The organism is Sinimarinibacterium flocculans (assembly GCF_003201205.1).
Classification (GTDB): Bacteria; Pseudomonadota; Gammaproteobacteria; order Nevskiales; family Nevskiaceae; genus Solimonas; species Solimonas flocculans.
The window spans coordinates 184,076-208,545 of sequence record NZ_QICN01000006.1 but is presented as its reverse complement, the minus strand read 5'-3'; the positions used below and the strand labels follow the sequence as shown (position 1 = coordinate 208,545).

Genomic DNA, 24,470 nt, shown 5'->3' with positions numbered 1-24,470 from the left:
TGTACGGGTGGCGCGTCCCTGCGGCCGGCGAGGCCGGACCCCGCAGCCGATGAGATACGTGGATGCGCAGGCCAGCGCCAGCATGGCAGGACGAGTGGTCCTGCCCCCGGGACGAACGGAGTCCTTACGGCAGCGTGCTCGTTTCCGGAAGCCGGCGGCGGTTACGATCCGCGTAACCTCAGATTCACAACCTTGCCAGCAGGATCCGCCATGCCCCATCCAAGCCGCATCGTCACTGGCACCCTGCTCGCGAGCGCGATCGTGACGCTCTGCGCCTGCGGCGACAGCACCGCACCCGCTGCCGGACTCGGCGGTGCGCGCGGGGTCGCCGATACTGCCCGTGCGCAGTGCACGCTGAACAGCCCCTACCTGCAGGTGGGCGCGGAGGTCGATGCGCCGGGGCGGCGTCTGGCCGTGGAACCGGCCGCCGTCGGTGAAGCCTCCGGCGACTGCGCGGGCAATACCGCGTACCGCTTCGGCTCCGGGCTCCACGACATCACCGGTCCGGTCGCCAACACCAGCGGCATGGGCTGGGAGGACCCGACCCAGGTGTTCCACGGCCTGTACACGCGCCAGTACGCACGCGCCTTCGCGCTGGCCTCGCCGTGCAACGGCAAGCGCGTGGTCTTCGTCTCCACCGACACCGGGCAGATGTTCGGCGCCGTGCGCCTGGGCGTGCTCGAGCAGCTTGCCGCCGACCCGGCGCTCGCGCCGCACTACGGCCCGGACAACCTCATGCTGTCGGCCACGCACACGCACCAGGGGCCCGCCGGGTATTCGCACTACGAAGCCTTCAACTTCCTGCACCTGGGCTTCGATCAGCTCGTGCTCGACACCATCGTCGACGGCATCGTCGAGGCGATCCGCCTCGCACATGCCAACCTGGAGGCGCACCCGCAGACCGCACCGGTCGAACTGGCGATCGGCGAGCTGCTGAACACGAACATCAACCGCTCGCGGATCGCGTTCGAGCAGAACCCGGAAAGCGAACGCCTGGAGTTCACCAACGCCCGCGGCGAGATCGTCGACACCAACAAGCGCTTCGTGCAGCTCAACCTCGCTCGCGCGGACGGAAACGGGGTCGGCGTGATCAACTGGTTCGGCGTGCATCCGACGATCCTCGGCCCGGAACTGGACCTGGTCGGCTCGGACCACAAGGGCGAGGCCTCGCTCGGCTTCGAGCGGATCATGCACACTGACTACGCAGCGCAGCCCGGCACCGACAACTTCGTCGCCGCGTTCGCGCAGACCGACGAGGGCGACTCCTCGCCGAACCTCTTCATTGTCGAACGTCCGCACCCCGACCCGACCCGTGGCGGCGGCGCCGACCCGTACGAATCCACCAGCATCGCCGCCGCCAAGCAGCTCGCCAAGTCGCTGGAGCTGTACACCGGCGGCGGACGCGCCCTGCGCGGCCCGGTCGACTATCGACTGATGCACGTGCAGATGGATGCCGTCGAAGTCACCGACCCGGTGGTGCTCGCGAGCCTGCAGCATCCGGCGACGCTCGACACCGAGATCAAGCGCACCTGCCTGGGCGTGCTCGGCCCCTCGTTCGCCGCCGGCGCCGAGGATGGGCCCGGCTTCACCGTCGAGGGCATCGACTGCGGCGACGATCCGGCGCTGCTCGACGCCGTGCGCAACGACCTCGTCAACCTGCTCGGCGCGCATCTGCCGGCGGAGACGCTGTCGAAGGCCGTGTTCTGCAACATCGACGAGCTGCCGCTGCTCGACCTGTCCTGCCAGGCCGAGAAGCCGGTGCTGATTCCGGTCGGCCCGCCGCTGTCGTTCGAACCGAACATCGTGCCGTTCCAGCTGTTCCGCGTCGGCAACTTCGCGATCCTCGGCGTGCCGTGGGAAGTCACGACGATGTCGGCACGGCGGCTGCAGAAGACCCTGTTCGAGGTGCTGGCACCGGTGGGCATCGACACGATCGTCATCGCCGGTCTGGTCAACGAGTTCGCGCACTACCTGACCACGCGCGAGGAGTACGCCACCCAGCAGTACGAAGGCGGCTCGAACCTCTACGGACCGTGGACGCTGGCCGCCGTGCAGCAGGAGTCCCGACGGCTGGCGTTGAGCCTCGCCGCCGGCGCACCCGCGCCGGTCGGCCCCGACTATGTCGACAGCATCCCGCTGCAGCGCCGTACGCCGTACGTGCCGTCCGACCTGCCGGGCCTCACTGCGGGCTTCGGCGACGTCATCAGCGACGTGCCACAGACGGCGGCACCCGGCGATGTCGTGCGCTTCGAGATCCAGGGTGGCCATCCGCGCAACGACCTGAAGACGCAGTCGAGCTATGTCTACGCCGAGCGGTTCGCCGGCGACGGGCGCTGGGAGGTCGTCGCGCAGGATCGTGACCCCGAGCTGCGCTTCGTCTGGAAGCCGCTGATCCCGTCGCCGCTGCCGATCGACACGGCGCAGATCGGCCCGTCGACGGTCGAGGCGGTGTGGACGATTCCGCGCAACCTGGCACCGGGCACCTACCGGTTGCGCATCGAGGGCGTGGCACAGACGCTGGTGCTGCCGGCGCAGGCCTACGACAGTGCGTCGAGCCCGTTCCTGGTCACCGGCCCGGCCGAGGCCTGCCACATCTGATCGCACCGCTGATCGCGCCGGGAAGCTGGCGCGCGTTATACCTTCGCGGATATAACGCTGCGCAGTCCGGTTTTCATGGAGCGTTCGTCATGCCCGCCAGCGGGCGCCTGCTTGCTGCCGTCCTGATGGTGCTGGCCGCCGCGCCCGCCGCGGCCGGCGAGCGGCTGCTCGTCGCCACCGCCAGCAACTTCAAGCCGGCGATGGAGGAGCTGCTCGCGCTGTTCAGCGCACACCACGCGGACGCGGACGTCGGCGCCGTGTACGCGTCGACCGGCAAACTCGCGGCACAGATCCGTGCCGGCGCGCCGTACGACCTGTTCTGCGCCGCCGACATGGACAGTCCGAGAGCGCTGATCGCCGAGGGTTTCGCGGTCGCGCCGGTGCGCGAGTACGCGCGCGGACGTCTCGCGCTGTGGAGCACCATGACCGATGCCGGCCTGCTGACGCTCGAAGACCTGGCTGACCCGCGCTTCTCGCGCATTGCCATCGCGCAGCCGCGCCACGCGCCCTACGGCATGCGCGCCCGCGAAGCCCTGCGCGCCAGTGGTATCTGGCCGCAGGTCGAATCGCGCCTCGTCTATGGCGAGAACATCGGCCAGACCGCGCAGTTCGTGCGCAGCGGCAACGCGCAGATCGGGCTGATCGCCCTGTCGCAGGTGCTCGACCCGGACTTCGCCGGCGACGGCCGCTACACGCTGGTGCCGGACATCCTGCACGCGCCGCTGGCGCAAGGTCAGGTACTGACGCGCCACGGCGCCGGCAAGCCGCTCGCACAGTCCTTCGCCCGCTGGCTGCACGGCGAACAGGCGCAGGCCGTCATCGCGCGTCACGGCTATGGCGCCGCGCCGCTGGCGACGACCGTTACCGAACCGACGCGGACGCTGCTGTCCCGGGCCGACTGGATCGCGCTCGGCCTGACGCTCAGGCTCGCCGGCGTCGTCACGCTGCTGCTGCTCGGCCTGGCGACACCGCTGGCGTGGTGGCTGGCGCGTACGCGCTCGCGGTGGGCCTGGCCGGTCAGTGCGCTGGTCGCGCTGCCGCTGGTGCTGCCACCGACGGTGCTCGGCTTCTACCTGCTGGTCGCACTCGGCGCCGACGGCCCGCTCGGCCGACTGACCGAGTCGCTGGGCCTGGGCCTGCTGCCGTTCACCTTCCCGGGCCTGGTCGTCGCCTCGCTGGTCTACTCGCTGCCCTTCGTCGTGCAGCCGCTGCGCGCGGCCTTCGAGTCCGTCGGCGATGACGTACTCGAGGAGGCCGCCGCGCTGGGCGCCGGCGCGGTCGACCGCTTCTTCACGATCGCGCTGCCGCTGGCGCGACGCGGTATCGCCGCCGGCGGCATCCTCGGCTTCGTCCACACCATCGGCGAGTTCGGTGTCGTGCTGATGATCGGCGGCAGCATCCCGGGCTCGACCCGCGTGGTCTCGGTGCAGATCTACGACCACGTCGAGGCCTTCGACTACGCGCAGGCACACGGGCTGGCCGCGATCCTGCTGGCCTTGTCGTTCTGCGCGCTGCTGCTGCTGTACGCCCTCAACCCGCGGCTGCGCAGCGTCTGATGGACGGCATCCATGCCCGCCTGCGCCAGCGCCACCCGGGCTTCGTGCTCGATGTGGAACTGGACCTCCCCGCCCGCGGCATCAGCGCCCTGTTCGGTGCGTCCGGGTCCGGCAAGACCACCTGCCTGCGCGCGCTGGCGGGGCTCGAACGGCTCGCCGACGCCACGCTGCACGTGCACGGGGCCTGCTGGCAGGACAGCGCCGCCGGCATCTTCGTGCCGACGCCCGCCCGGCGCATCGGCTACGTCGGGCAACAGGCCGCGCTGTTCACCCATCTGCGCGTGCGCGGCAACCTCGAATACGGCTGGCGCCGTCGCGGTCGTCCGCAGAACCTGCGTTTCGACGACATCGTCGATCTGCTCGGCATCGGCCACCTGCTGCAACGCCAGGCCGATGCGCTGTCCGGCGGCGAGCGTCAGCGCGTGGCGATCGCGCGCGCGCTGCTCGCCGACCCGGCCCTGCTGCTGATGGACGAGCCGCTGTCGGCGCTCGATGCCGCGCGCAAGGCCGAAGTGCTGCCCTACCTCGAGCGCCTGCACCGGACGCTGGCGATCCCGACGGTCTACGTCAGCCATGCCTTCGACGAGATCGCCCGGCTCGCCGACCACCTGGTCGTGCTCGACCACGGGCAGGTGCGCGCCGCCGGGCCGCTGGGCGAAACCGTCGCCCGGCTCGACATCGCCGGCGATTTCGGCGATGCCGCCGCCGTCGTCTTCGACGCACGCGTCGATGCGCACGACCCGGGCGACCGTCTGACGCGGCTGCGCTTCCCCGGCGGCACGATCGAGGTGCCGCTGCGTGCGGAGGCGCCTGGCGAAACCCTGCGCTGTCGCGTGCACGCCCGCGACGTCAGCCTGACGACGCAGCCGCCGCAGGCGACCAGCATCCTCAACGTGATCGCCGCCCTCGTCGTCGATCGACGGGACCTGCCGGGCGGCGCACAATGTCTCGTGCGACTGGACGCCGGCGGCACACCGCTGCTGGCCCGCATCACCGCCCGCTCCTGGCGCCAGCTCGGGCTCGAACCGGGACGCGTCGTCTGGGCGCAGGTCAAGGCGGCGGCGCTGCTGGCCTGAGGCCCTGCGCGCCGCAGCAGACGCCGTCACTTCAGGCGATCGGCGTAATAGCGCTTGAGCTTCTCCACCTTGGGTGCCGCCACTGCGGCGATGTACGGCTGCGCCGGATTGCGTGCCGCGTAGTCCTGGTGGTAGGTCTCCGCAGGATGGAAGGCTTCGAGCGGTTCCAGCGTCGTCACGATCTTCTCGGGATAGGCGCCGGCCGCGTCGAGCTTGCGGACGTAGCGTTCGGCGACCTCGCGCTGTGCGTCGTCGGCGTAGAACACCGCCGAGCGGTACTGGCGACCGACGTCATTGCCCTGGCGGTTCAGGTGCGTGGGATCGTGCGCCACCGAGAAGAACACCTTGAGCAGCGTGCCGAAGCTGATCTTCGTGGCATCGAAGTCGATGCGCACGACCTCGGCGTGATCGGTGGTGCCGCTGCAGACGGTCTTGTAGTCGGCGGTCGCCGCACTGTCGCCGGCATATCCGGACACCACATCGAGCACGCCGTCGAGCTGGCGGTAGACCGCCTCGACGCACCAGAAGCAACCGCCGGCGAGGACCGCCGACTGACGCGCGCCGGCATCGCTGCCGATGTCGAGGTCCGCATCCGGGAACTCGGCCGGCGTCAGGGGATGCGCGCTGCCGCGCGAGTTCGAGACCAGGGACATGGGGAACTCCGTGCGAGGAAGTGAGGCGGTGGCCGCATTCTGAACCGCACCGCCACCGCTGTCGTCCACAGTGCGGTCGCCTGCGGGCGAATCAAGGTGTCTGCCGCGATCGGTGCAATTGAGTCTGCAAATGAGAACGACTATCATCACCGCTCGCAACACAGGACGCTGCGGCAGCCGGTCGCGCGCGACATGACGGGGAAAGCGGTTGGAGATTCTGGCAACGACGAGCATGCTCACGGCCGCGGGCTGCTGGCTGCTCCCCCTGCTGCGGGGCTGGCGCGCCGATCGCGCACTCGAGTGGCGACTGGTGGGCACGCTGCTGGCCTCGGCGGCGCTGCTGGTGTGGCTCCAGCGCTTCGGCGCGGACGGTCTGCTGCGCTGGAGCGCGCATCTGGCCGCCATCGGCCTGATCGACCTCGGCGCACGCGCGGCGGCTGCGCCGGTCTGGACACGCCCGCCCGGCTGGACCGTCACCTCCGCCACCGTGCTGGCCGCCGGCCTGCTGTGGCACGACGCCGGCGCACAGCCGCCGACGCTGGACACCATCGCCGTCGACGCGGCGGCGCTGCCGGCCGACGAGATCGACGACACCCCGGATGACGGCGCAGAGGGCGGCGCTCGCACGCCGCCCCCGACGCTGGAGACCATCGTCGTCACCGGCGAGAAGCTCGGCCGCAGCCTCAACGAGACCGCCAGCAGCGTCGGCATCGTCACCCGCGAAGATCTGGCCGCCTCGAGCGACGCGGCCATGAAGGACGTGGTCACGCAGTTCGCCAATGTGTTGTCGGCCGCCGGCGACCGTGAGATCGCGATCCGCGGCGTGCCGCAGGGCGGTATCGGCGGCGAGGGCGAAACCATCAGCGTCTATCTGGACGGCGTCGCGCTGCCCGCGCGCGCGGCCAGCTTCGCCGGCCCGGTCTCGGCCTGGGATCTCGAGCAGGTCGAAGTGCTGCGCGGTTCGCAATCGACCAACCAGGGGCGCAGCAGCCTGGCCGGCTCGGTCGTCCTGCGCTCGCGCGAGCCGACCCCGTACTGGGATGCGCGTGCCCGCGCCGGCATCATCAGCCGCGGCGGCCACGACTACGCCGTGGCCGGAGGAGGCCCGATCGGCGAGACGCTGCGCTTTCGCGTCGCCGCCCAGGACCGCTTCGATCCGGGCGACATCCGCAACCTCACGCGCAACGAGGACGATGCCGGCCGCGAGCGCACGCGCAACGCACGCGCCAAGCTGGCATGGACGCCGGCGCTGCTCCCCGGCTACCGCGCGCAATACGGCTACACCGAGGCCGACAACGAATTCGGCGACCCGCTGCACGACTCGTCCGAAGGCGCGCGCACCGAAACCGCGAACGTGCGCGGCAACGAGGACGACCAGACGCATCTGCACAGCCTCGAGCAGAGCGTCGCCTTCGGCGACGGCTGGCGCGTCGACGTGATCAGTGGCTGGGCCGACTTCGCCAATCTCTACGTCATCGACTACGACCGTTCGGCGTCCGATGGCGGCTATTCCGACAACACCGTCGACGAGCAGGTCTTCAGCCAGGAGCTGCGGCTCCATTACGCCGGCGCGCGCCTGAACGCCGTGCTCGGCGCCTATGTCGCCGACGGCGACAAGGCCACGGAAACCGTGGGGCACGACGTCGCCGCGGCCGGCGGGCTCGTGCTGCTCAACGGCTACATCCGGTCCGACAGCACGCTGCGCACGCAGGCGCTGTTCGCCGAGGCCGACTGGGACTTCGCCGATGCCTGGCGCCTGACCGCCGGCCTGCGCCTCAACGACGAGCGCGCCCGGCGGCACGACGAGTCGGATCTGTCGCTGACGCTGACGACGGCCGTGCCCGGGCTGCCGCTGGACCTGCCGCTCGGCGTGCCGCTGCCCGACGCCGCCGGTGACCTGCTGGCGACGCTGCTGCCCGGCGTGGTTCCCCCGGACTACGAGGAATCGGGACGCACGAGCCACACCGACCTGCTGCCCAAACTCGGCCTCACCTGGTTCACGGACACCGGCGCCGCGCTGTCGCTGACCTACCAGGAAGGCTACCGCTCCGGCGGCACCAGCATCTCCTTCTTCGGCGGCGCCGTCAGCCCCTTCGAACCCGAGTACACGCGGACCATCGAGTTCGCCGCACGCTCGCGCTGGCTGGACGAGCGCCTGACGCTCAACGCCAACCTGTTCTACACCGACTGGCGCGACCAGCAGGTGACGATCGGCGAGACCTCCGGCTTCGAGACCACGACCGCGAACGCCGGCCGTTCGCACTACTACGGCCTCGAGGCCGAGGCGCTGTGGCGCTTCGATGCGCCGTTCGAGGTCTTCGTCAGCGCCGGCCTGCTGCACAGCGAGTTCGACGAGTTCGTCAACGACGGCGAGGACTACGCCGACAACGAATTCCCCTACGCCCCGGACTACAGCGCCGGCCTCGGCCTGCGCCTGCGTGAGTGGCGCCGGCTGAGCGGCCAGATCAACGTCAACCACATCGCCGCGTTCTACTCGGACCCGGACAACGATCCGCTGTCGCGCGCCGACGCGCGCACCCTGGTCAACGCCAAGCTCGGCTACCGCCTGCCGGCCGGCTTCACGCTCGCCGTCTACGGGCGCAATCTCACCGACGACGTCAACCGGCAGGGCGCGCTGGTCTCCGGCTCGCGCATCGCCAGCCGCTACGGCGAGGCGCGCAGCTTCGGCGCGACGCTGGAGTGGACGCTGTGAGTCCTATCGAATCGACGCCGCACGATCCCTCTCCCGCTTGCGAGAGAGGGTGCCCCCAAGTTTTCCTTGGGGGTGGGAGAGGGCGACGCGCAGCGCCGTTTCTCGAACGCGCATGCCGCAGCAACCCGCTTCGCGGGCCCTCTCCTCCTCCCCTCTCCCGCAAGCGGGAGAGGGGAGACAGCGTGGCGCGCTGCGCGTCTATCGCCTTCGGCGCGCTCGCGTTCCCGGCGCTGGCACAACCACCCAGCATCCCCGTCGACCCGTTGCGCGACGAGGTCACGGCGGCCGAGACCGTCGTGCTCGACCCCGTGGTCGTCACCGGCACGCGCACCGAACACCGGCTCTCGGATGCGCCGGTGGAGGTCCAGCTCATCACCGCGCGCGACATCCGCAACAGCGGCGCGCGCGATCTCGCCGAACTGCTCGAGCGCGAGGGCGGCGTCACGGTGACGCGCCAGGCGGCGCGCGGCACGCGCATCGAGATCCAGGGCCTGTCGTCCGAGCATGTGCTGATTCTCGTCGACGGCCGCCGCATGATCGGCCTGGTCAACGGCGCGATCGACCTGACACGGCTGCGCATCGCCGATGTCGAACGCGTGGAGATCGTCAAGGGACCGGTATCGGCGCTCTACGGCGCCGATGCGCTCGGCGGCGTGGTCAACGTGATCACGCGCAAGGGCGGGAGCGGCCTCGGCGGTGTCGTTACCGTGCGCGGCGACACCGACGCCAACGGCGAAGCGTGGGCGCGCGGCGGATTCACGCTGGGCACGCTCGACGGCCAGGCCAGCGCCGGCTACCAGCACGGCGAAGCCTACGATCTGGACGACACCACCCTCAGCGAGGACGGACCCGACGGCGAAGGCGGCTACGCCTCGGCGCAGGCCGACTGGGCGCTCGGCGACGGCGTCGGCATCGGGCTGCATGGCGCGTACTCGCTCGACGATCTGCGCCGGCTCGACCCGGGCATCGGCAGCGCGACCACCGACACGCACAAGCGCATCGAGGAGGTCCGCGCCGGCATCGCACCGTACACGCGACTGGGCAACCGCACGGAGCTGCGCTTCGATCTGTACTACCACCGCTACTTCGACCAGCTGCTGCAGACCCATGCCGCCAGCGGCGAGGTCGGCCTCGACGAGGAAACCCTCGACGAGCTGTTCGTCGCCGCTGCCCAGCTCGATCATCGTCTCGACCGCCATCTGCTGAGCGTCGGCATCGAGACCCAGCTCGAACGACTGCGGGCGGATCGCCTGGCCGATGATGCCGAACGCGACCGCCAGGCGGTGTTCGTGCAGGACCAGTTCGATCTGCTCGACACGCGCCTGCAGATCGTGCCGGGTGTGCGCTACGACCGCGACTCGCAGTTCGGCGACCAAGTCTCGCCCAAGCTCGCGCTGCGCTACGACCTGCGCCAGGACCTCGTGCTGCGCGCCGGCGTCGGTCGCGGTTATCGCGCGCCCGATTTCAAGCAGTTGCTGTTGCGCTTCGAGAACAGCGGCGTGGGTTATCGCGTCGACGGCAATCCCGATCTCACGCCCGAGCGCAGCGTCGGCTACAACCTCGGCGCGACCTGGTTCGCCAATGCCAGCAGCAGCATCGCACTGTCCGCCTACCACCATCGCGTGCGCGACCTGATCGAGATCGTGCAGACCGATGCCGGCCCGCCCGTGGTGTTCGGCTACCGCAACCTCGCGTCCGCGAGGCTCACCGGCGTCGACCTGCAGGCGCAATGGCGCCCGCTGCCGTCATGGGAGCTGCGCGCCGGCTACGGCTGGCTCGATGCCGAGGACCGCGACAGCGGCGAGCCGCTCAGCGGTCGCGCCGAGCATCGCGGCCATGCCGCGCTCCGCTTCGAGCCCGGCACCTGTGCACTGCAACTGCGCGGCGTGTGGATCGGCGCGCGGCGCTTCGGCACCGAGATCAGCACCGAGGGGCCGCCCGGCGCCTCGGGCACGGCGAGCCCCTACGCTCTGTTCGACCTGCGCGGCGAATGGCGGGCCCATCGCCGACTGCAGGTCGCGCTGGGTGTCGACAACCTGTTCGACGAAGGCGATCCGGATTTCCTGCCCATCGCACCGCGCAGCGCCTATCTGGAGTTGCAATGGACGATGTACTGAAGCCGTGCAGGAGCGCCTTCTGGCGCGATGCTGTTCCCCGGCGTACACGCTGGTCGCGCCTGAAGGCGCTCCTGCACCTCCCCGCCGCGCTGCTGCTCGCCGCCTGCGCCGGCGACATCTCGCCGGACGGCGATCCCGGCGAGCCGGGCGGCAGCGATCTGCCCGGCCCCGGCGGTCCGCAGGCCGTGTTCACGCGCCATGCCGACGGCTACTACCAGGCCGTCATCGATGCCAGCGGCAGCGACTGGGTCTACCTCGATCTCGACACGCAGACCCAGGTCTTTCCGTCCGACCCGGCCGCGAGCGCGGACTGGGACCTTGCGCATCGCGGGGTGGACATCAAGCTCAATGGCGGCGTCTCGGGTACGCCGCCGACGATCACCGAGGCCGCGGTGTACGCGGACAAGGCGCCACCCGGCACCCCCTATGCGTTCGACGAGATCCGCGCCGCGCCCCCGGACAACGCGGTGCCCTACCGCACCGACGCCGCGGGCGGCCTGCTCGGACTCGGCGATCCGGCCTACGCGATGAGCACCTACCCCGACGCCGACGAGGCGCCGAACGTGCTCACCGGCGCCGGCGATCACGGCTGGTATCGTCTCGGCGCGCGCACCTCGGGATCGCCGGTCAGCGTGCGCGCGAACGTCGGCTACGTGTTGCGCACGGTCGATTGCCGCTACTACAAGCTGCGCATGACCGCGTACCACGACGGCGACGGCGCGCCCGGGCATCCGCAGTACGACTTTGCCGCGATCGACGGACCGGCCTGCAGCGGCGGCGGCGACATCGCGCCACTGGGCCGCGCGCGCTTCACCGCCGGCAGCTCCAGCACCGAAGTCACCGTCGATGCCAGCGACGAGGACGCCTGGGTCTATCTCGACCTCGTCCAGGCCACGCAGGTGGTCCCGGCCAGTCCGGCGAACGATCCACCGGGCTGGGACCTGGCGTGGCGGCGCACCGACATCCGGCTCAACGGCGGCAGTTCGGGCGCCGGCAGCGTCGGCGTGCACGACATCCTGCGCGACGACTGGGACACCCGCACCGCCGTGCCGGGCGACGCCGAGTGGCATACCGATGCCGACGGCGCCCTGGCGATGCTGACGGTGCCGCCACGCGAGGTCGGCGGCGAATGCACCTTCGGCGCCGACGGCGACTACGGCTGGCACTACTATTCCGGCTTCTGCGACAAGGGCAACGGCAACCATCACGTCTCGCCGCGCGACGTCGTCTACCTGCTGCGCGCACACGACGGCAGCACCTGGAAGCTGCGCATCCTGAGCTACTACGACGCCGACACCGGCGCAGCCGCATTCCCCGTCTTCGAATACGCCCCCGTCACACCCTGAGCCTTCGATGAGCAACCGCACCGCAGACGCCGCACACGCGCTCTATGCCGCCAGCCACCAGGGCATCCTGTCGACGCTGTCGCTGGAGCTCGCCGGTTATCCGTTCGGATCGGTGGTCAGCTTCGCACCCGATCGCGCCGGGCTGCCGGTGCTGCTGATCAGCAGCATCGCCGAGCACACGCGCAACCTGCAGGCCGATCCGCGCTGCTCGCTGATCGTCACCGAGCCCGGCGACGACGGTCAGGCGCTCGGCCGCCTGACCCTGGTCGGCGATGCCGAGCCGGTCACGACCGACGGCGAGAACGTCGCGGCACGCTACTACGCGCGGTTTCCGCAAGCCGCGGACTACCACCGCACACACGATTTCGCGTTCTGGCGCCTGCGGCCGCGCAAGCTGCGCTACATCGGCGGCTTCGGCCGCATCCACTGGCTCGACACCACGACCGTGTGCCGCGCCAACCCCTTCGATCCCGCGCAGGAGGCGCGCATGGTCGCGCACATGAATGCCGATCACGCCGACGCGATGCGCGACTACTGCCGGCTGTACGGTATCGATCCCGGCAGCGCCCGGCCGCGCATGAGCGCCATCGATGCCGACGGCTGCGACCTGATGCTCGACAAGCACCTGCTGCGCATCGGCTTCGAAGCACCGGCAACGACACCGGACGCGGTGCGCAAGGCGCTCGTCGACCTCGCCCGCCGCGCACGGGCCGCCCGCAGCCCCGCGTGAACCCGCGCCTGCGCGCGCTGCTGCAGCACCCGCGCTGGCGGCGACTGGCCCAGTTCGGCTTCTGGTTCTTCTTCATCAAGGGCCTGCTGTGGCTGCTGTTGCCGGCCCTGCTGCTGTGGTGGGGTCTGGCGGAAGCCCGCTGTGCCGGGTCAGAGCACGGCGTCGAAGCGGCGCACGGCGCCGTCCTCGGACTCGAAGCGGCAGTCCAGATGCCAGTGCCCGTCGCGTGAGTACAGCTCGACATCGGTGAATCCGGCCCCTTCGAAGCGCTGGGTGCGGACCGTGCAATGCCCCTGCTGCGCGCCGTCGCTGAAGGCGAAGCGCTCGTCGGCAACGAAGTCCGCCGCCGCGGCATTGGCGAAGCGGTAGGGTGTGTTCAGGCCAGCGGCGTGCACGGAATGAATCTTCGTGCGGGCGCCGCCGAGTTCGATCTCGGCCTCGACGAACAGCCCGAGGTGCTCGTCGCCCGAGAGGAACACGACCTGTCCGATGCGCTCGCGCGCGATCATGCCCAGCAGTTCGTAGAGGCTGGCCGGATAGCCGTCCCAGCCGTCGGCGTTGAGCGCGGCATGCGTCCCGCCGTCGCGCCGGCCATAGGCCAGCTCGGCGCGCAGCGCGCTGCGATGACGCGGCAGCAGCGCCGAAGGCGTGACCACGAGCTTGGGTAGCGCCGGCGGCGCCGCGCGCAGCCAGTCGCAGAGCTGCTGCCAGGCCGCGGCATCGGCGCACAGCGGAACATCCGTGCGCGCCGATGCACGGTGGTTGCGCTGCACGCGCGTATCGAACAGGCAGACCGGTACGCTGCCGCTGCGCAGTGTCATCGACAGCGGGCCACCGCCTGCCGACGGTGGCCGCTGGAAGCGCAGGAAGCCGTCCACCCCCGCATCGCGCTGCCGCAGGTGCCGATCGAAGTCCGAATCGCCGGGTGCACCGGCCACCGGCTGCCAGTTGTCGACGAGTTCGTGATCGTCCGGCAGGGCCGCCAGCGGCACGCGCCGCAGGGCATCACGCACCTGCGTGTCGTGCAGCCAGGTCTCATAGGGCTTGCGGTAGCGGTCGTGCAGGTCCGCCGGATCGAACAGGCCCGCGGTCGCATCGACGTAGACCTGGTCGCCGGTCAGCAGCAGCAGGTCGATGCGCTCGCCGCGATCGAGCCGTGCGTTGAGACGGCGCCAGGACGACTGTGCCGGAAAGGTGTTGAAGATGCCCGGCGGGTACTGGCAGCTCCCGAGCGCGATGCGCACGCGTCCGGCATCGGCCGGTTCTGCCGTTTCGACGAGCCCGAGCCGCAGCATCGGCTGTGCTGACATTGCACTGGCGACGGCTTCCTCGGGGCTGGCGCCGGTGCCCGCAGTGGCGGCGTCCGCGTCGGACACGCCGATGCCCGGCAGCTGCTCGTAGACCAGCAGTGCGAGCACTGCGGTTGTCGGGGACGCCGGCAGCGGCAGCTTGAACCAGTCGCTGTCCTCGGGCACCGGATGCCAGTCGGGCGCCTGTCCCGACACCGCGCGCCAGCAACCGTCGGCGTCACGCACGACGGGATGCAGGCAGACCTGCTGCGGCCGACCGAGCCGCGGACTCGCGCCCAGCCCGATGTACGCATCCTCCGTGTCGCCGGCATAGCGCACCGGGCCGAGCCAGGGCACGCGAGCGACGAAGACCGCCGCCGGCGCGGCCGCCGGCAGCGCCGGCCCGTCGAGGAAGTCGCGGATCAGGTCGAAGGTCTTGTGCGCGTGGCGGCCGATCAGGCTGTCCTGGTGCCCCTGTCCTTCGAGGATTTCCGCGCGTACCGCGCAGCCGGCCTCGGCCAGCAGGCGACGGTTGCGATGCAGCGTGGCGATGTCGGCCAGTCCGTTGTCGGCGCCATGCAGCAACAGCGTGTCGAAGCGCCAGTGCGCACGCAGCCTGGCCGGATCGACGAAGCGGTTGTGCCCGCCGCGATCGGTGATCGTCTGGTGGCGGGCAAAGTGGATCACCTGGGCGACGGTGGCGAGATTCAGCGGACCGAAGAAGTCGTCGATGCGGTCGAGCACGCGGGCGTCCAGGTTCGCCAGCGAGAACGTGCGGCCGTACAGCGCATCCATGCGGTGCCGGGTACCGACGAATCGCGTCGACTGCCAGGGCCAGGGCGAGTTCTCGCGCAGCAGCTCGTCGTCGGGATACGGCAGCGTCGCCAGCAGGCGATCGAGCATCGCGCCGCCGACGAAGCCGTCCTCGTCCGTCCGGAAGTGGTACTCCAGCGGGCCGAGCGCGGCCTCGAAGTACGACAGCACATAGCCGCGGAACACGTTCTGCGGCGTCATCACCATGCCCGGGCCGTTCTGCGACAGCACCACGCGACGCAGGCGCCCGGGCAGCGCCCGGCGGGCGGCGGCATGCGCGTCGGCCGGCGTGTCGTCCACACCGGTGCGGTCGCGCAGCAGCTCGGCGATCTGTTGCGGCGTGAGATCGGCGGCGAGCACGGCCATGCTCAGCATCACGGCGCCCATGCAGTGCGCGACGACGTCGATCTGCGCCGCCCCGGTCTTGTCGACGACATACTCGACCGCCGCCGGGATGTCGGCCAGTGCGACCTGCTCGAAGGTCCACGGCAGAATTGCCGTCTCCATTCCGGCGCTGCTGCGCAGGTCGACGATCCAGACGTCGCGCCCCCGTTGCGCCAGTGCGCGCACGAGATCGGACTTCAGTGCCGGATGCGCGAAGGTCGTTCCGCTGGCGCTGTAGCCGTGAATCAGCAGCACCGGCGCGCCGGACGTGGAGCGGGTCTTGCGGTAACGCGTCATCCGGATACGGACCGGCCCGCGGCAGTCGTCGACGATCAGTTCCTCGACGTCCGGATCGGGCAGTCCCGGCAACGGCCCGGGGACGCGCACCGCCGGCGGCTGGGACGGCGCGTCCGGCTTGCGCGTGTTGAGCTGGTGCAGCGAGAGCAGCATGCGCAGCATCAGCGCGCCGAGCGACCCCAGGTCCGCGAGTGCCTCGACATGGCAGCGCTGCGCCTCGATGCGCAGCAGGGGCTGGCTGCGCTCGGCGAAGTACTGCGGATCGAGCACCAGCCGCCGGTTGCCGCCGGCGCCGAGCAGCCCGGCCATCGCGGTGATCTCCAGTTCCTGGAGCTGACGCCACGGGTTGCCCGGTCGCGTGTAGCCGATGTGCTTGTGCCCGCGCAGTCCGCGATCCTGCGACGCGAGGTCGAGCGCGAAGCCGGCATCCCCTCCCGGCAGGCGCGCACCGATTTCCAGCGCGTAGGCGAAGCGCCGCACCTCGCCGGCGTGACTGAGCAGCGCCCACATGCCGGTCACGTATTCGGTGAAGGAAAGCCCGCGCTCGTCCTTGGCGCCGCGGCGGCGGAGGTATTCGCGCGCCGATTGCCACAGGTCACGCGCGCCCCGGTTCAGGAACCACGCGCCCGCCGCCCGCAGTGTGCGCGCACGTGCGCCGGTCGCCACCCGCTCGAACACCGTCAGCGAGCCACGCAGGGCGTAGCGACAGCCGAGGCGTGCCTGCTCGCGCGCCAGCTCCTCGGCGGTGAGCCCACGCCGCAGCAGGGCCTCGCGCGCGGCTGCCGGTACGACGAGCATCTCGCTCGCGGCCGCCCCCTCGGTGACGAGATCGAGCACCGCGCCGCTGAGCCGGCCCGCTGCATCGGGCACGAACAGGTTCTCGATCGGGAAGCGCCGGTAACTCAGCGTCAGCTCGACATGGCAGCGCTCGATGCGGCCGTCGGCGCAGCGCAGCGGCAACTCGCCGCTCAGGCGTTCGGTGACGCCGATGTCGGTGCCCGATCCGGCAGGCACATCTACCGCCTCGCGTAGCGGCAGCCTTGGCCGCGGACCCGTGACCGGCGCCGGTGACGGACCATCCTTGAACTCCCACGCTGTGTTCAGCGCCGCCACCGCGCGCAGCGCCAGTGCGGCGATCGTCAGCGCCGGGTTGGTCCCAAGCGCGCACGGCACGACGGCACCGTCGAGCACGACGAGGCCGTCGTGGACCGCCTCCGCACCCACCGCCGGATCGAACACCCGACCGCAATCGTCGACGACACCTCGCGTCGCATCGTCGGCCATCGCGCAGCCGCCGAGCGGGTGCACCGTGACCACCGGCCCGCGCGGCAGTCTGAGCGTCCGCTCCATGCGATCCGGCAGCGGCCGCCACACCGGATTCGGCAGCGTGACACCCTCGAAGCCGGCTACCTGCGCGCGCGTGCGCAGCAGGCCGATCTGCGCCTCGAACAGCGAATGGTCGCGCGCCTCGGGCCAGACGACATCGACCTGCGCATCGCTGGCTCCGGAGTCTTCGTCAGACAACAAGATAGTTCCGCCCGCACCGTCGTCGCCGATCGCGGCGAACACCGACATGTTGCGGATGCGATCGCGGTGCACGGCCAGACCGTCGTCCTGCGGATGGCCGTCGGTGTGCGCATGATCGTCGGCCGCGTCGAGCCGGTAGAGCGCGGACACCGTGGTGATGACCTCCTCGGCCGGACGCCGCAGGGCAGCGGGCACCGCCATCTCCTCGACGACGATCCGGTGCTGCCGCGTGTCGCCGGGCGCGCGGGCCTGCGCATGGAAGGCGGCGCTGATCGTCGGCCCGATCCGACGCCGATCCGGCGGCACATCCTCGTGCGCGACGGCATTAGCCTGGCCCTGTTCGCCGTAGCCATAGCCGAAGGCGATCATGTCGCCGTTGCCCGAGAAGCCCTGCCCCAGCCGCGGCGACAAGGCCAGCCCGGCACGCTGCGATCGCAGCAGGATCTCGGTCGACCCCAGCGCGCCCGCGGCGAGCACCAGGTGTCGCGCGAGAATCCAGCGCGGGCCGGTTTCGCAGCGGCGCAGCGCCTCGTCGGTGTGGGTGACCAGCACTGCCCAGACGTCGCTGCGCCCCGGCGGCCGTTGCACCCGCAGCACCGTGGCCCCGCAGTAGATTTCTGCGCCGCGGTGCACCGCCGTGGCCAGCAGGTTGGTGTCCAGCGACTCCTTGGCGGCGTGATTGCAGCCGGTGGCACAGTCGCCGCAGTGCAGGCAGGGCGACAGGTCGACGCCGCCGCTGGTCGTGCGGGGTGCGAACGCGACCGTCACCGGCACCGTCTGCGTCGCGGCATCGAGCCGCGACAGCACGCGGGCCTTGTCCGGCCGCGGCTCCGGCACGACGTTCGGCTTGCCGTCGACGACGGCGCCGAGCAGCGTCTCGGCCTGCCCGTAGTGCGCGGCGAGCGCGTCGCCGCCGCGCAGTGCCTGCGGCCAGCGATCGTCGAACACCGCGGCCTCGGCCCGCAGCATGACGCCGGCGTTGATCAGCGAACCGCCGCCGAGGCCGTTGGCGAGCACGACGCCGGCGTCCGTGCCCGTGCGGATGTCGAACAGCGCCTCCCCCGCACGCGACTTGCCGGCGAAGCGGCCGCGCAGATGCGTCGGCAGTTCCGACAGCCGCGACGGAAACGCGCCGGGCAGATACTCGCGCCCGCGTTCGAGCACGGCGATGCGCAGCACCCGGCCGTCCCGCTCGCGACCGGCGAACCCGGCTGCGGCGATCGCCCCGCCGTAGCCGCTGCCGACGATCAGCACGTCGAAGGCCGGCTCGGCGCCGCCCGGCGCCTCTAGGCACCGGCGCGGATCGGCGAACAGTTCGGCGAACTCGCGCGACAGCCAGCGCGTGCTGCCGGCCGCGGGTTCGGCGCCGGCGGCGGTCACGACGACACCCGGTGTCCGTTGCCGGACGCTTGCCGCTGCGCTGCGTTGCTGTAGCCCATCGTCTGCGCCCCCCGACGCCACGCCCCCGCTCATCGCGCCGTCATCGACGGCACGGCCCTCGCGGTCAGACGTGTACCGCCTTCAGAATCGAATCGCGCAAGGCCAGTGCGGGAACCGGCTTGTGCAGCAGCTCGACGCCGGCGCCTCGCGCCTCGCGCAGGCGGTCCGGCGCCGTGTCGCCGCTGATCAGCAGCGCCGGCAGTTCCGGCCACACCATGCGCAGGGCCTCGATCGCGCGAATGCCGCTGTCCTCGCCGCGCAGGCGGAAATCCGCGAGCACGATCGACGGCCGGAAGCGCCGCGACGCGTCGATCGCGGCGTCGGTCGACGCGGCAACCTGCACCTCGAAGCCCATCTCTTCCAGCAAGGTCTTCATGCCGACGCGGATCGCCTCCTCGTCGTCCACCACCAGCACCTGTATGCGCGGTGCCACTCCGTCTTCTGCCATGGTTCCCTCCGGTACGGATGCATCCTCTGCTCGTGCGAGTGGCAGTTCGATGCGAAAACAGCTGCCGGCGCCGGGCGCGGATTCGAGCCGCAGCTCGACGCCCAGCAGATCGGTCAGGCGGCGCACGATCGCGAGCCCGAGCCCGAGGCCCTTGCTGCGATCGCGCTCCGGGTTCTGCAGCTGATAGAACTCCTCGAAGATGCGTGCATGTTCGGTGTCGGGGATGCCGCGACCCGTATCGCGCACGCTGACGCCGCAACGACGGCCGTCGCGCGCGCCGACCAGTTCGACGCTGCCGCGATCGGTGTACTTGATCGCGTTGGACAGCAGGTTGCGCAGGATGCGCTGCAGCAGCATCGGATCGGTGCGTACCATCAGCCCGCGCTCGCAGCGCAGGTCCAGGCGCAGCTTCTTGTCCTCGGCCTGCGGGCGGAACTCCTCGGTGAGCTGCGTCAGCAGCAGGTGCAGGTCGACGGTGGAGATCGCGCTTTCGATGACGCCGGCGTCGAGCCGCGAGATGTCGAGCAGGGCATCGAGCTGGGAGGCCAGCGACTGCACCGCCTGGTCGATCTGGCGGGCGATGGCGCCGGTGCGCTCGTCCATCGGCCGCAGCAGCAGCGAGCCGCTGAACAGCGACAGCGCGTGGATCGGCTGGCGCAGGTCGTGACTGGCCGATGCCAGAAAGCGGGTCTTCGCCTGGTTGGCGAGTTCGGCGCGACCCAGCGCCTCGCGCAGGCGCAGGTTCAGTTCGAGGCGCTGCAGGCGGATGCGGTAAGAGTCGGCGAAGACCTCGTGCAGCCCGCGCGCATGGCTCAGCAGGGTTGTGATGTAGATCAGCGTCAGCGCGCCGAAGACGACGCGTTCGAGGACGGTGACGTCGAGATTCGGTGCCAGTACCCAGGCGATCGCCACCGGCAGCATCATGATCAGCGTGTACGGCACGCAGACGGTGCGGAATCCGGCGGTCGCATGCAGCGTCGCCGAGCATACGCCCACGACGTAGATCGTGATGACCGCCGCGATCGCCACCGGCACGAACGCGAAGAAGCCGACGACCGCCGCCTGCACCACCCCGCTGAGCCAGAACAGCCAGGCAATGTGCCGCAGCTTGTCCTCGTCGCTGCGATCGCCGTCGTCGGCCAGTCGCAGCAGCCAGCGCGTGCGCAAGGCCAGCACGCCGAGCACGAGCGCCGCCCAGGCCAGCGGGGCGAACGGCGGCAGGTAGACGCAGAGCAGCGCCGCGAGCAGCACGCTGGTGAGATAGCGCTCGATCGGAATGCGTCGGGCCTGACCGGCGATCAGCAGCACGAGCTCGCCGTGCAGCGAGCGCGGTGCATCCTCCGCGACGGACGGTGCCGGCGTCAGATCGGGTGTTGCTGTGCGCGATCCACTGTTCGGCATCGGCCCTGTCGTCCGTTCGTGTGCCTTCACGATACCGGTCACCCCCGCATGGGGACATTAGCCGATTGGCTAATACGCGGGTAAGCCGGCATTAGCCGTCCGGCTAATTGTCCGGATCGTCGCGACCGCGCAGCCTATGGGCATTGGACGTCAGGACTGGAGACCGCCCATGCTCGACAGCAACGCCATCGCCGCTTTCATCGCCCGTGCCCACAAGCGCAGCCTGCCACCGAAGCACACGGTGCTGCATGCGGGCGACCGCCCGCAGTCGATCTACCTGATCCTCGAAGGCTCGGTCAGCGTGATGCTCGAGGATGGCGACGGCCGCGAGATGGTGCTCGACTATCTCAACCCGGGCGAGTTCTTCGGCGAGATCTGCCTGTTCCCGGAACAGGAGGTGCGCAGCGCCATGGTGCGCACCCGCGGACCGACGCTGGTCGCCGAGCTGGACTACGAAGCCTTCCGCCGCTTCGTCGCCGAACATCCGGACTGCATGTTCGAGATCGCCGGCCAGCTCGCCCGGCGCCTGCGCGAGACCGGTCAGCGCGTTGCCAACCTCGCGTTCCTGGACGTCGCCGGCCGCCTCGCCCGCACCTTGCACGATCTTGCCCGCAAGCCGGATGCGCAACCGCACCCCTTCGGCAAGCTCGTGCGCATCAGCCGCATGGAACTCGCCCGCCACATCGGCTGCTCGCGCGAGATGGCCGGGCGCGCGCTCAAGAAGCTGCACGACGACGGTCTGGTACGGCCGCAGGGCCGCAACATCCTGATCTTTCCGCTGGACGGGCCGGTCGAGCTGCGCAACGCCGCCTGACGGCTCAGGCCACCGGCGCCACCAGCTCCGCGAGACAGCGGGCGCTCTGCGAGACCGCCTGCGCCCAGGGCAGGCCGACGATCTCGCGGCCGGTCTGGGCGTCGGCGAACGGCATCCGCTCGCCGGCGCCGATGACGTAGCGGTAGTCCATCGTCACCTCCGCGCCGGGCACCAGATCGCCGAGCGCGAAGATGAACCCCAGGTGCCACAGGGCGCTGGGCGAGAACGAATGGTTGACGTAGCACTCGTCGCTCCACTCCGGCGTCAGCGAGAACCAGTCTTCGAACCAGCGCACGCTGGACTCCACCTCGCGCGAGTCCGGCGGGTAGCTGCGCAGCCGCGACTCCGGCCACACCGTGTGTACCTTGTCCGGCGCGATGATCACGGCACCGCGACGCACCGCCTCGTCGACGAACAGGCCCTTGCCGGCACCGCGGATGCGCGAGTCGGCGACGTGGTAACGGGGGATGATCATGGAAGCACAGCAGGCGTGGCCGCGGGGACGCATAGAATAGGCGCATGCAACGCCAGTTGAGTGCCGTCGACCGATTGCTCGCCGCCGCAGGGCGTGGGCTGTCGCGCCTGCCCGAGCGGGCGCCGCCCGCCGCGCCGTCGGCCGCGGACACGACACTCGCGCCGCCGGACCGGAGCCATGCGGCCGGCCTGATGCGGATCAATCACGCCGGCGAGATCGCCGCCCAGGCCCTGTATCGCGGTCAGGCGCTGGTCGCCCGCAATCCTCAGGTGCGCAGACACCTGCTCAAGGCGGCGGAAGAGGAGCGCGATCACCTGCAGTGGTGCGAACAGCGGCTGCGCGAGCTGGGCGACGGACCGAGCCGGCTGGCGCCGCTGTGGTATGCCGGCTCCTATGCGATCGGCGCGACCGCCGGGCTCGCCGGCGACCACTGGAGCCTCGGCTTCGTCGAGGAAACCGAGCGCCAGGTGGCGGCCCATCTCGACGAGCATCTCGCGCGCCTTCCAGAGGAGGACCGGCGCAGCCGCGACATCCTCTCACGCATGCGCAGCGACGAGGAACGCCACGGCCGCGAAGCCCACGAAGCCGGCGCCCGCCCGCTGCCGCGCCCGGTGCGGCGGCTGATGCAGGCCGTCGCCGGCGTGATGAAGTTCGGCGCCTACCGGATCTGACGCGGCCTTCAGTGCGCGTGATCGTCGGCGCAGCCGTCGCGCTCGGTCTGCACCGTCACATGCGCGACGCGGTAGTGCGAGCGCACCCAGGTCTTGATCTCGCGCACCGCGCGATCGTCGTCGACGGTTTCGGCGATCACCGCATGCAGCGTCATCACCGAGCGCTGCGGCGTCAGCATCCAGTGGTGCACGTGATGCACGCCGGCGACGCCCGGAACGTCGCTCACCAGACGCTGCGCGAACTGCGCGACGTCGAAACCTTCGGGCGTGCCCTCGAGCAGCACGTGCGCGGACTCGCGCACCAGCTGCCACGCCGTGCGCAGGATCAGCGCCGCGACCAGCAGCGACAGGATCGGATCGACCGGCATCCAGCCGGTCACCAGGATGACGATGGCGGCGACGATCGCGGCCGCCGAGCCCAGCAGATCGCCCAGCACGTGCAGCAGCGCGCCGCGCAGGTTGAGGTCGTGCGCATGGTCGTGGCCGTGTCCGCTGCCATGGCCGCCGCGCAGGATCAGGAAGGCGGCCGCGTTGACCAGCAGCCCGGCGACGGCGACGCCCAGCATCAGCCCGCCCATCACCGCGGGCGGCGCCAGCATGCGCTGCACCGCCTCGACCGCGATCCATACCACCAGCAGCAGCAGGCCGAGGCCGTTGACGAAGGCCGCCAGGACCGGCATGCGGTGGTAGCCGTAACTGCGCAGCGTGTCGGCCGGCCGCAAGGCCTGGCGCCGCGCCCACAAGGCCAAGGCCAGTGCCGCGGCGTCGGTGAGCATGTGCGCCGCGTCGGCGAGCAGTGCCAGCGAGCCGGACCAGATGCCGCCGGCCACTTCCACCAGCATGAAGCCGGCGGTCAGCGCCAGCGCCAGCCTCAGGCGGCCGTCGGCGCTGTGTTCCGCTGAATGTTCGTGGGCGCGATCGTGCACGTGGGAGCGGCAGTCTCGGGAACGGACGCCGTCACGTTACGCAGGACCGTGGCGGGCGTCCATCGGCGCCCGACGGGCCGGCTCAGGCGTGCTGCATGTTCTTGCCGTAGAAGATTTCCATGATCTCGCGGTTGACGCGGTCGCGGATCTTGCGCGCCTCGCGCGGCGGCAGCTCCAGCGCGCCCTCGCCGAACAGGTAGGTGTCGAGGTCGAGTTCCTTCAGGCGCATCTTCGTGTGGAAGATGAACTCCTGATAGACGTTGACGTCGATCATCTGATAGCGGTCCTTGATGTCCGCCGACAGGAAATCCTGGATCGATTCGACGTTGTGGTCGATGAAGTGCTTCATGCCGCGCACGTTGCGAGTGAAACCGCGCACGCGATAGTCCATCACCACGATGTCGGACTCGAACGACTTGATCAGGTAGTTCAGGGCGCGCAGCGGCGAGATCTTGCCGCAGGTGGACACGTCGATATCCGCACGGAACGTCGAGATGCCCGCATCCGGATGCGTCTCCGGATAGGTGTGGACGGTGATGTGCGACTTGTCCAGGTGCGCAACGACGGATTCCTTCTCGCCCTTCTTCTTGCCCGGCGTCGGCAGACCGTCGTGATGGCCTTCGGAGATCAGCATCGTCACCGACGCGCCCTGCGGGTGATAGTCCTCGCGGGCGATGTTGAGGATGTGCGCACCGATGATGCGCGCGACCTCGGTGAGGATCGCGGTCAGGCGTTCGGCGTTGTAGGCCTCGTCGATGTACTCGATGTACTCCTGCTGATGCTCGCGCGAACGGGCATAGCAGATGTCATAGATGTTGAACGACAGTGACTTGGTCAGGTTGTTGAAGCCAAGCAGCTTCAGACGCGGGTTGTTGGTCGGCTTGGGCTTTGCCTTGGCCAATGCAGTCTCCGGTGGCCGGGGGGTGTTCGCCTCATCGGGCGCCCCCTGATGTCGATAAGCCGCGAATTATGCGGCATTTCGGCGTCAGTCTGGTGACTAACCCGCATTTCTCACAGGGGGATCGAGTGATGGCCGTCGGTCGAGGAGGCCAGTGGCGCCGGGCTGGAGCGAAAGCCATGGTTGTTCCATGGCTTGAGTGAAGCCCAAGCCATTGGCCCCGCAGACAGGCCAGCGCCGATCAGCCTTCGATCCTTCCGACACTCTGTTCAGAGCACGCCGCATGAACGATCCAATG

At 70.3% G+C, this 24,470-nt stretch carries 16 protein-coding genes and 1 pseudogene; 11 read left to right on the top strand and 6 right to left on the bottom strand.

Annotated elements, in window-relative coordinates; all coding sequences use genetic code 11:
* Positions 1-210: 210 nt before the first annotated feature.
* The 4 genes and pseudogenes from C8D93_RS12420 (at position 211) to modC (ending at position 5,230) form a co-directional block, all read left to right on the top strand.
* A complete protein-coding gene (locus C8D93_RS12420) occupies positions 211-2,598 on the top strand; it encodes a neutral/alkaline non-lysosomal ceramidase N-terminal domain-containing protein (RefSeq protein WP_110265519.1) in 2,388 nt (795 codons plus the stop codon).
* A gap of 89 nt (positions 2,599-2,687) precedes the next feature.
* Positions 2,688-3,422, top strand: a pseudogene (gene modA, locus C8D93_RS21385) (molybdate ABC transporter substrate-binding protein); the annotation flags it as partial.
* A gap of 57 nt (positions 3,423-3,479) precedes the next feature.
* Positions 3,480-4,154 (top strand): molybdate ABC transporter permease subunit, encoded by a 675-nt coding sequence (gene modB, locus C8D93_RS21380; RefSeq protein WP_170124018.1) that lies wholly within the window; start codon positions 3,480-3,482, stop codon positions 4,152-4,154.
* Entirely contained in the window at positions 4,154-5,230 is a 1,077-nt protein-coding gene (modC, locus tag C8D93_RS12410; protein ID WP_110265517.1) for a molybdenum ABC transporter ATP-binding protein, read from the top strand. Before modB ends, modC begins: the two co-directional genes overlap by 1 nt.
* A 26-nt stretch (positions 5,231-5,256) precedes the next feature.
* Here the strand turns inward: modC and msrA are convergent, their stop codons facing one another.
* Positions 5,257-5,883 carry a peptide-methionine (S)-S-oxide reductase MsrA gene (msrA, locus tag C8D93_RS12405; protein ID WP_110265516.1) on the bottom strand — a complete coding sequence of 209 codons (627 nt, stop codon included), beginning with the start codon at positions 5,881-5,883 and terminating at the stop codon, positions 5,257-5,259.
* A 232-nt stretch (positions 5,884-6,115) separates the two neighbouring features.
* Between msrA and C8D93_RS12400 the strand changes: the two genes are divergently transcribed.
* From C8D93_RS12400 to C8D93_RS12380, 5 genes are all read left to right on the top strand, one after another.
* Entirely contained in the window at positions 6,116-8,596 is a 2,481-nt protein-coding gene (locus tag C8D93_RS12400) for a TonB-dependent receptor (RefSeq protein ID WP_110265515.1), read from the top strand.
* A gap of 182 nt (positions 8,597-8,778) precedes the next feature.
* Positions 8,779-10,713 (top strand): TonB-dependent receptor plug domain-containing protein, encoded by a 1,935-nt coding sequence (locus C8D93_RS12395; protein ID WP_170124016.1) that lies wholly within the window; start codon positions 8,779-8,781, stop codon positions 10,711-10,713.
* Positions 10,698-12,059 (top strand): HmuY family protein, encoded by a 1,362-nt coding sequence (locus C8D93_RS12390; RefSeq protein ID WP_110265513.1) that lies wholly within the window; start codon positions 10,698-10,700, stop codon positions 12,057-12,059. The genes C8D93_RS12395 and C8D93_RS12390 overlap by 16 nt, the downstream gene beginning before the upstream one ends.
* A 7-nt stretch (positions 12,060-12,066) precedes the next feature.
* Complete coding sequence (locus C8D93_RS12385) at positions 12,067-12,789, top strand: HugZ family pyridoxamine 5'-phosphate oxidase (protein WP_110265512.1); 723 nt, start codon at positions 12,067-12,069, stop codon at positions 12,787-12,789.
* Positions 12,786-13,019, top strand: a complete 234-nt coding sequence (locus C8D93_RS12380) for a hypothetical protein (RefSeq protein WP_110265511.1) — start codon at positions 12,786-12,788, stop codon at positions 13,017-13,019. The genes C8D93_RS12385 and C8D93_RS12380 overlap by 4 nt, the downstream gene beginning before the upstream one ends.
* Here C8D93_RS12380 and C8D93_RS12375 read toward each other — a convergent pair.
* Positions 12,939-18,479, bottom strand: coding sequence for an alpha/beta fold hydrolase (locus C8D93_RS12375; RefSeq protein ID WP_170124015.1), 5,541 nt, complete (start codon positions 18,477-18,479; stop codon positions 12,939-12,941). The genes C8D93_RS12380 and C8D93_RS12375 overlap by 81 nt on opposite strands.
* A 124-nt stretch (positions 18,480-18,603) precedes the next feature.
* Positions 18,604-20,388 (bottom strand): ATP-binding response regulator, encoded by a 1,785-nt coding sequence (locus tag C8D93_RS12370; protein ID WP_110265509.1) that lies wholly within the window; start codon positions 20,386-20,388, stop codon positions 18,604-18,606.
* Between the two features lie 169 nt (positions 20,389-20,557).
* Here C8D93_RS12370 and C8D93_RS12365 point away from each other — a divergent pair, with 169 nt between their 5' ends.
* Positions 20,558-21,202 (top strand): cyclic nucleotide-binding domain-containing protein, encoded by a 645-nt coding sequence (locus C8D93_RS12365; protein WP_110265508.1) that lies wholly within the window; start codon positions 20,558-20,560, stop codon positions 21,200-21,202.
* A gap of 4 nt (positions 21,203-21,206) precedes the next feature.
* Here C8D93_RS12365 and C8D93_RS12360 read toward each other — a convergent pair whose 3' ends face one another.
* On the bottom strand, positions 21,207-21,677 hold the full coding sequence (locus C8D93_RS12360) for an SET domain-containing protein-lysine N-methyltransferase (RefSeq protein ID WP_110265507.1): 471 nt from the start codon (positions 21,675-21,677) through the stop codon (positions 21,207-21,209).
* Between the two features lie 44 nt (positions 21,678-21,721).
* Here C8D93_RS12360 and coq7 point away from each other — a divergent pair, with 44 nt between their 5' ends.
* On the top strand, positions 21,722-22,348 hold the full coding sequence (gene coq7, locus C8D93_RS12355; RefSeq protein ID WP_110265506.1) for a 2-polyprenyl-3-methyl-6-methoxy-1,4-benzoquinone monooxygenase: 627 nt from the start codon (positions 21,722-21,724) through the stop codon (positions 22,346-22,348).
* Positions 22,349-22,356: 8 nt separating this feature from the next.
* Here coq7 and C8D93_RS12350 read toward each other — a convergent pair whose 3' ends face one another.
* Both C8D93_RS12350 and speD read right to left on the bottom strand, forming a co-directional pair.
* Positions 22,357-23,274, bottom strand: coding sequence for a cation diffusion facilitator family transporter (locus C8D93_RS12350; protein ID WP_211307316.1), 918 nt, complete (start codon positions 23,272-23,274; stop codon positions 22,357-22,359).
* Positions 23,275-23,356: 82 nt separating this feature from the next.
* Positions 23,357-24,175 carry an adenosylmethionine decarboxylase gene (speD, locus tag C8D93_RS12345; RefSeq protein WP_110265505.1) on the bottom strand — a complete coding sequence of 273 codons (819 nt, stop codon included), beginning with the start codon at positions 24,173-24,175 and terminating at the stop codon, positions 23,357-23,359.
* Positions 24,176-24,470 lie beyond the last annotated feature (295 nt).

Coding starts and splice junctions, on each gene's coding strand:
- C8D93_RS12420 (WP_110265519.1), top strand. CDS start 211: ATGCCCCATCCAAGCCGCATCGTCACTGGCACCCTGCTCGCGAGCGCG.
- C8D93_RS12365 (WP_110265508.1), top strand. CDS start 20,558: ATGCTCGACAGCAACGCCATCGCCGCTTTCATCGCCCGTGCCCACAAG.
- C8D93_RS12370 (WP_110265509.1), bottom strand. CDS start 20,388: ATGCCGAACAGTGGATCGCGCACAGCAACACCCGATCTGACGCCGGCA.
- msrA (WP_110265516.1), bottom strand. CDS start 5,883: ATGTCCCTGGTCTCGAACTCGCGCGGCAGCGCGCATCCCCTGACGCCG.
- coq7 (WP_110265506.1), top strand. CDS start 21,722: ATGCAACGCCAGTTGAGTGCCGTCGACCGATTGCTCGCCGCCGCAGGG.
- C8D93_RS12385 (WP_110265512.1), top strand. CDS start 12,067: ATGAGCAACCGCACCGCAGACGCCGCACACGCGCTCTATGCCGCCAGC.
- C8D93_RS12390 (WP_110265513.1), top strand. CDS start 10,698: ATGGACGATGTACTGAAGCCGTGCAGGAGCGCCTTCTGGCGCGATGCT.
- modC (WP_110265517.1), top strand. CDS start 4,154: ATGGACGGCATCCATGCCCGCCTGCGCCAGCGCCACCCGGGCTTCGTG.
- C8D93_RS12360 (WP_110265507.1), bottom strand. CDS start 21,677: ATGATCATCCCCCGTTACCACGTCGCCGACTCGCGCATCCGCGGTGCC.
- C8D93_RS12400 (WP_110265515.1), top strand. CDS start 6,116: ATGCTCACGGCCGCGGGCTGCTGGCTGCTCCCCCTGCTGCGGGGCTGG.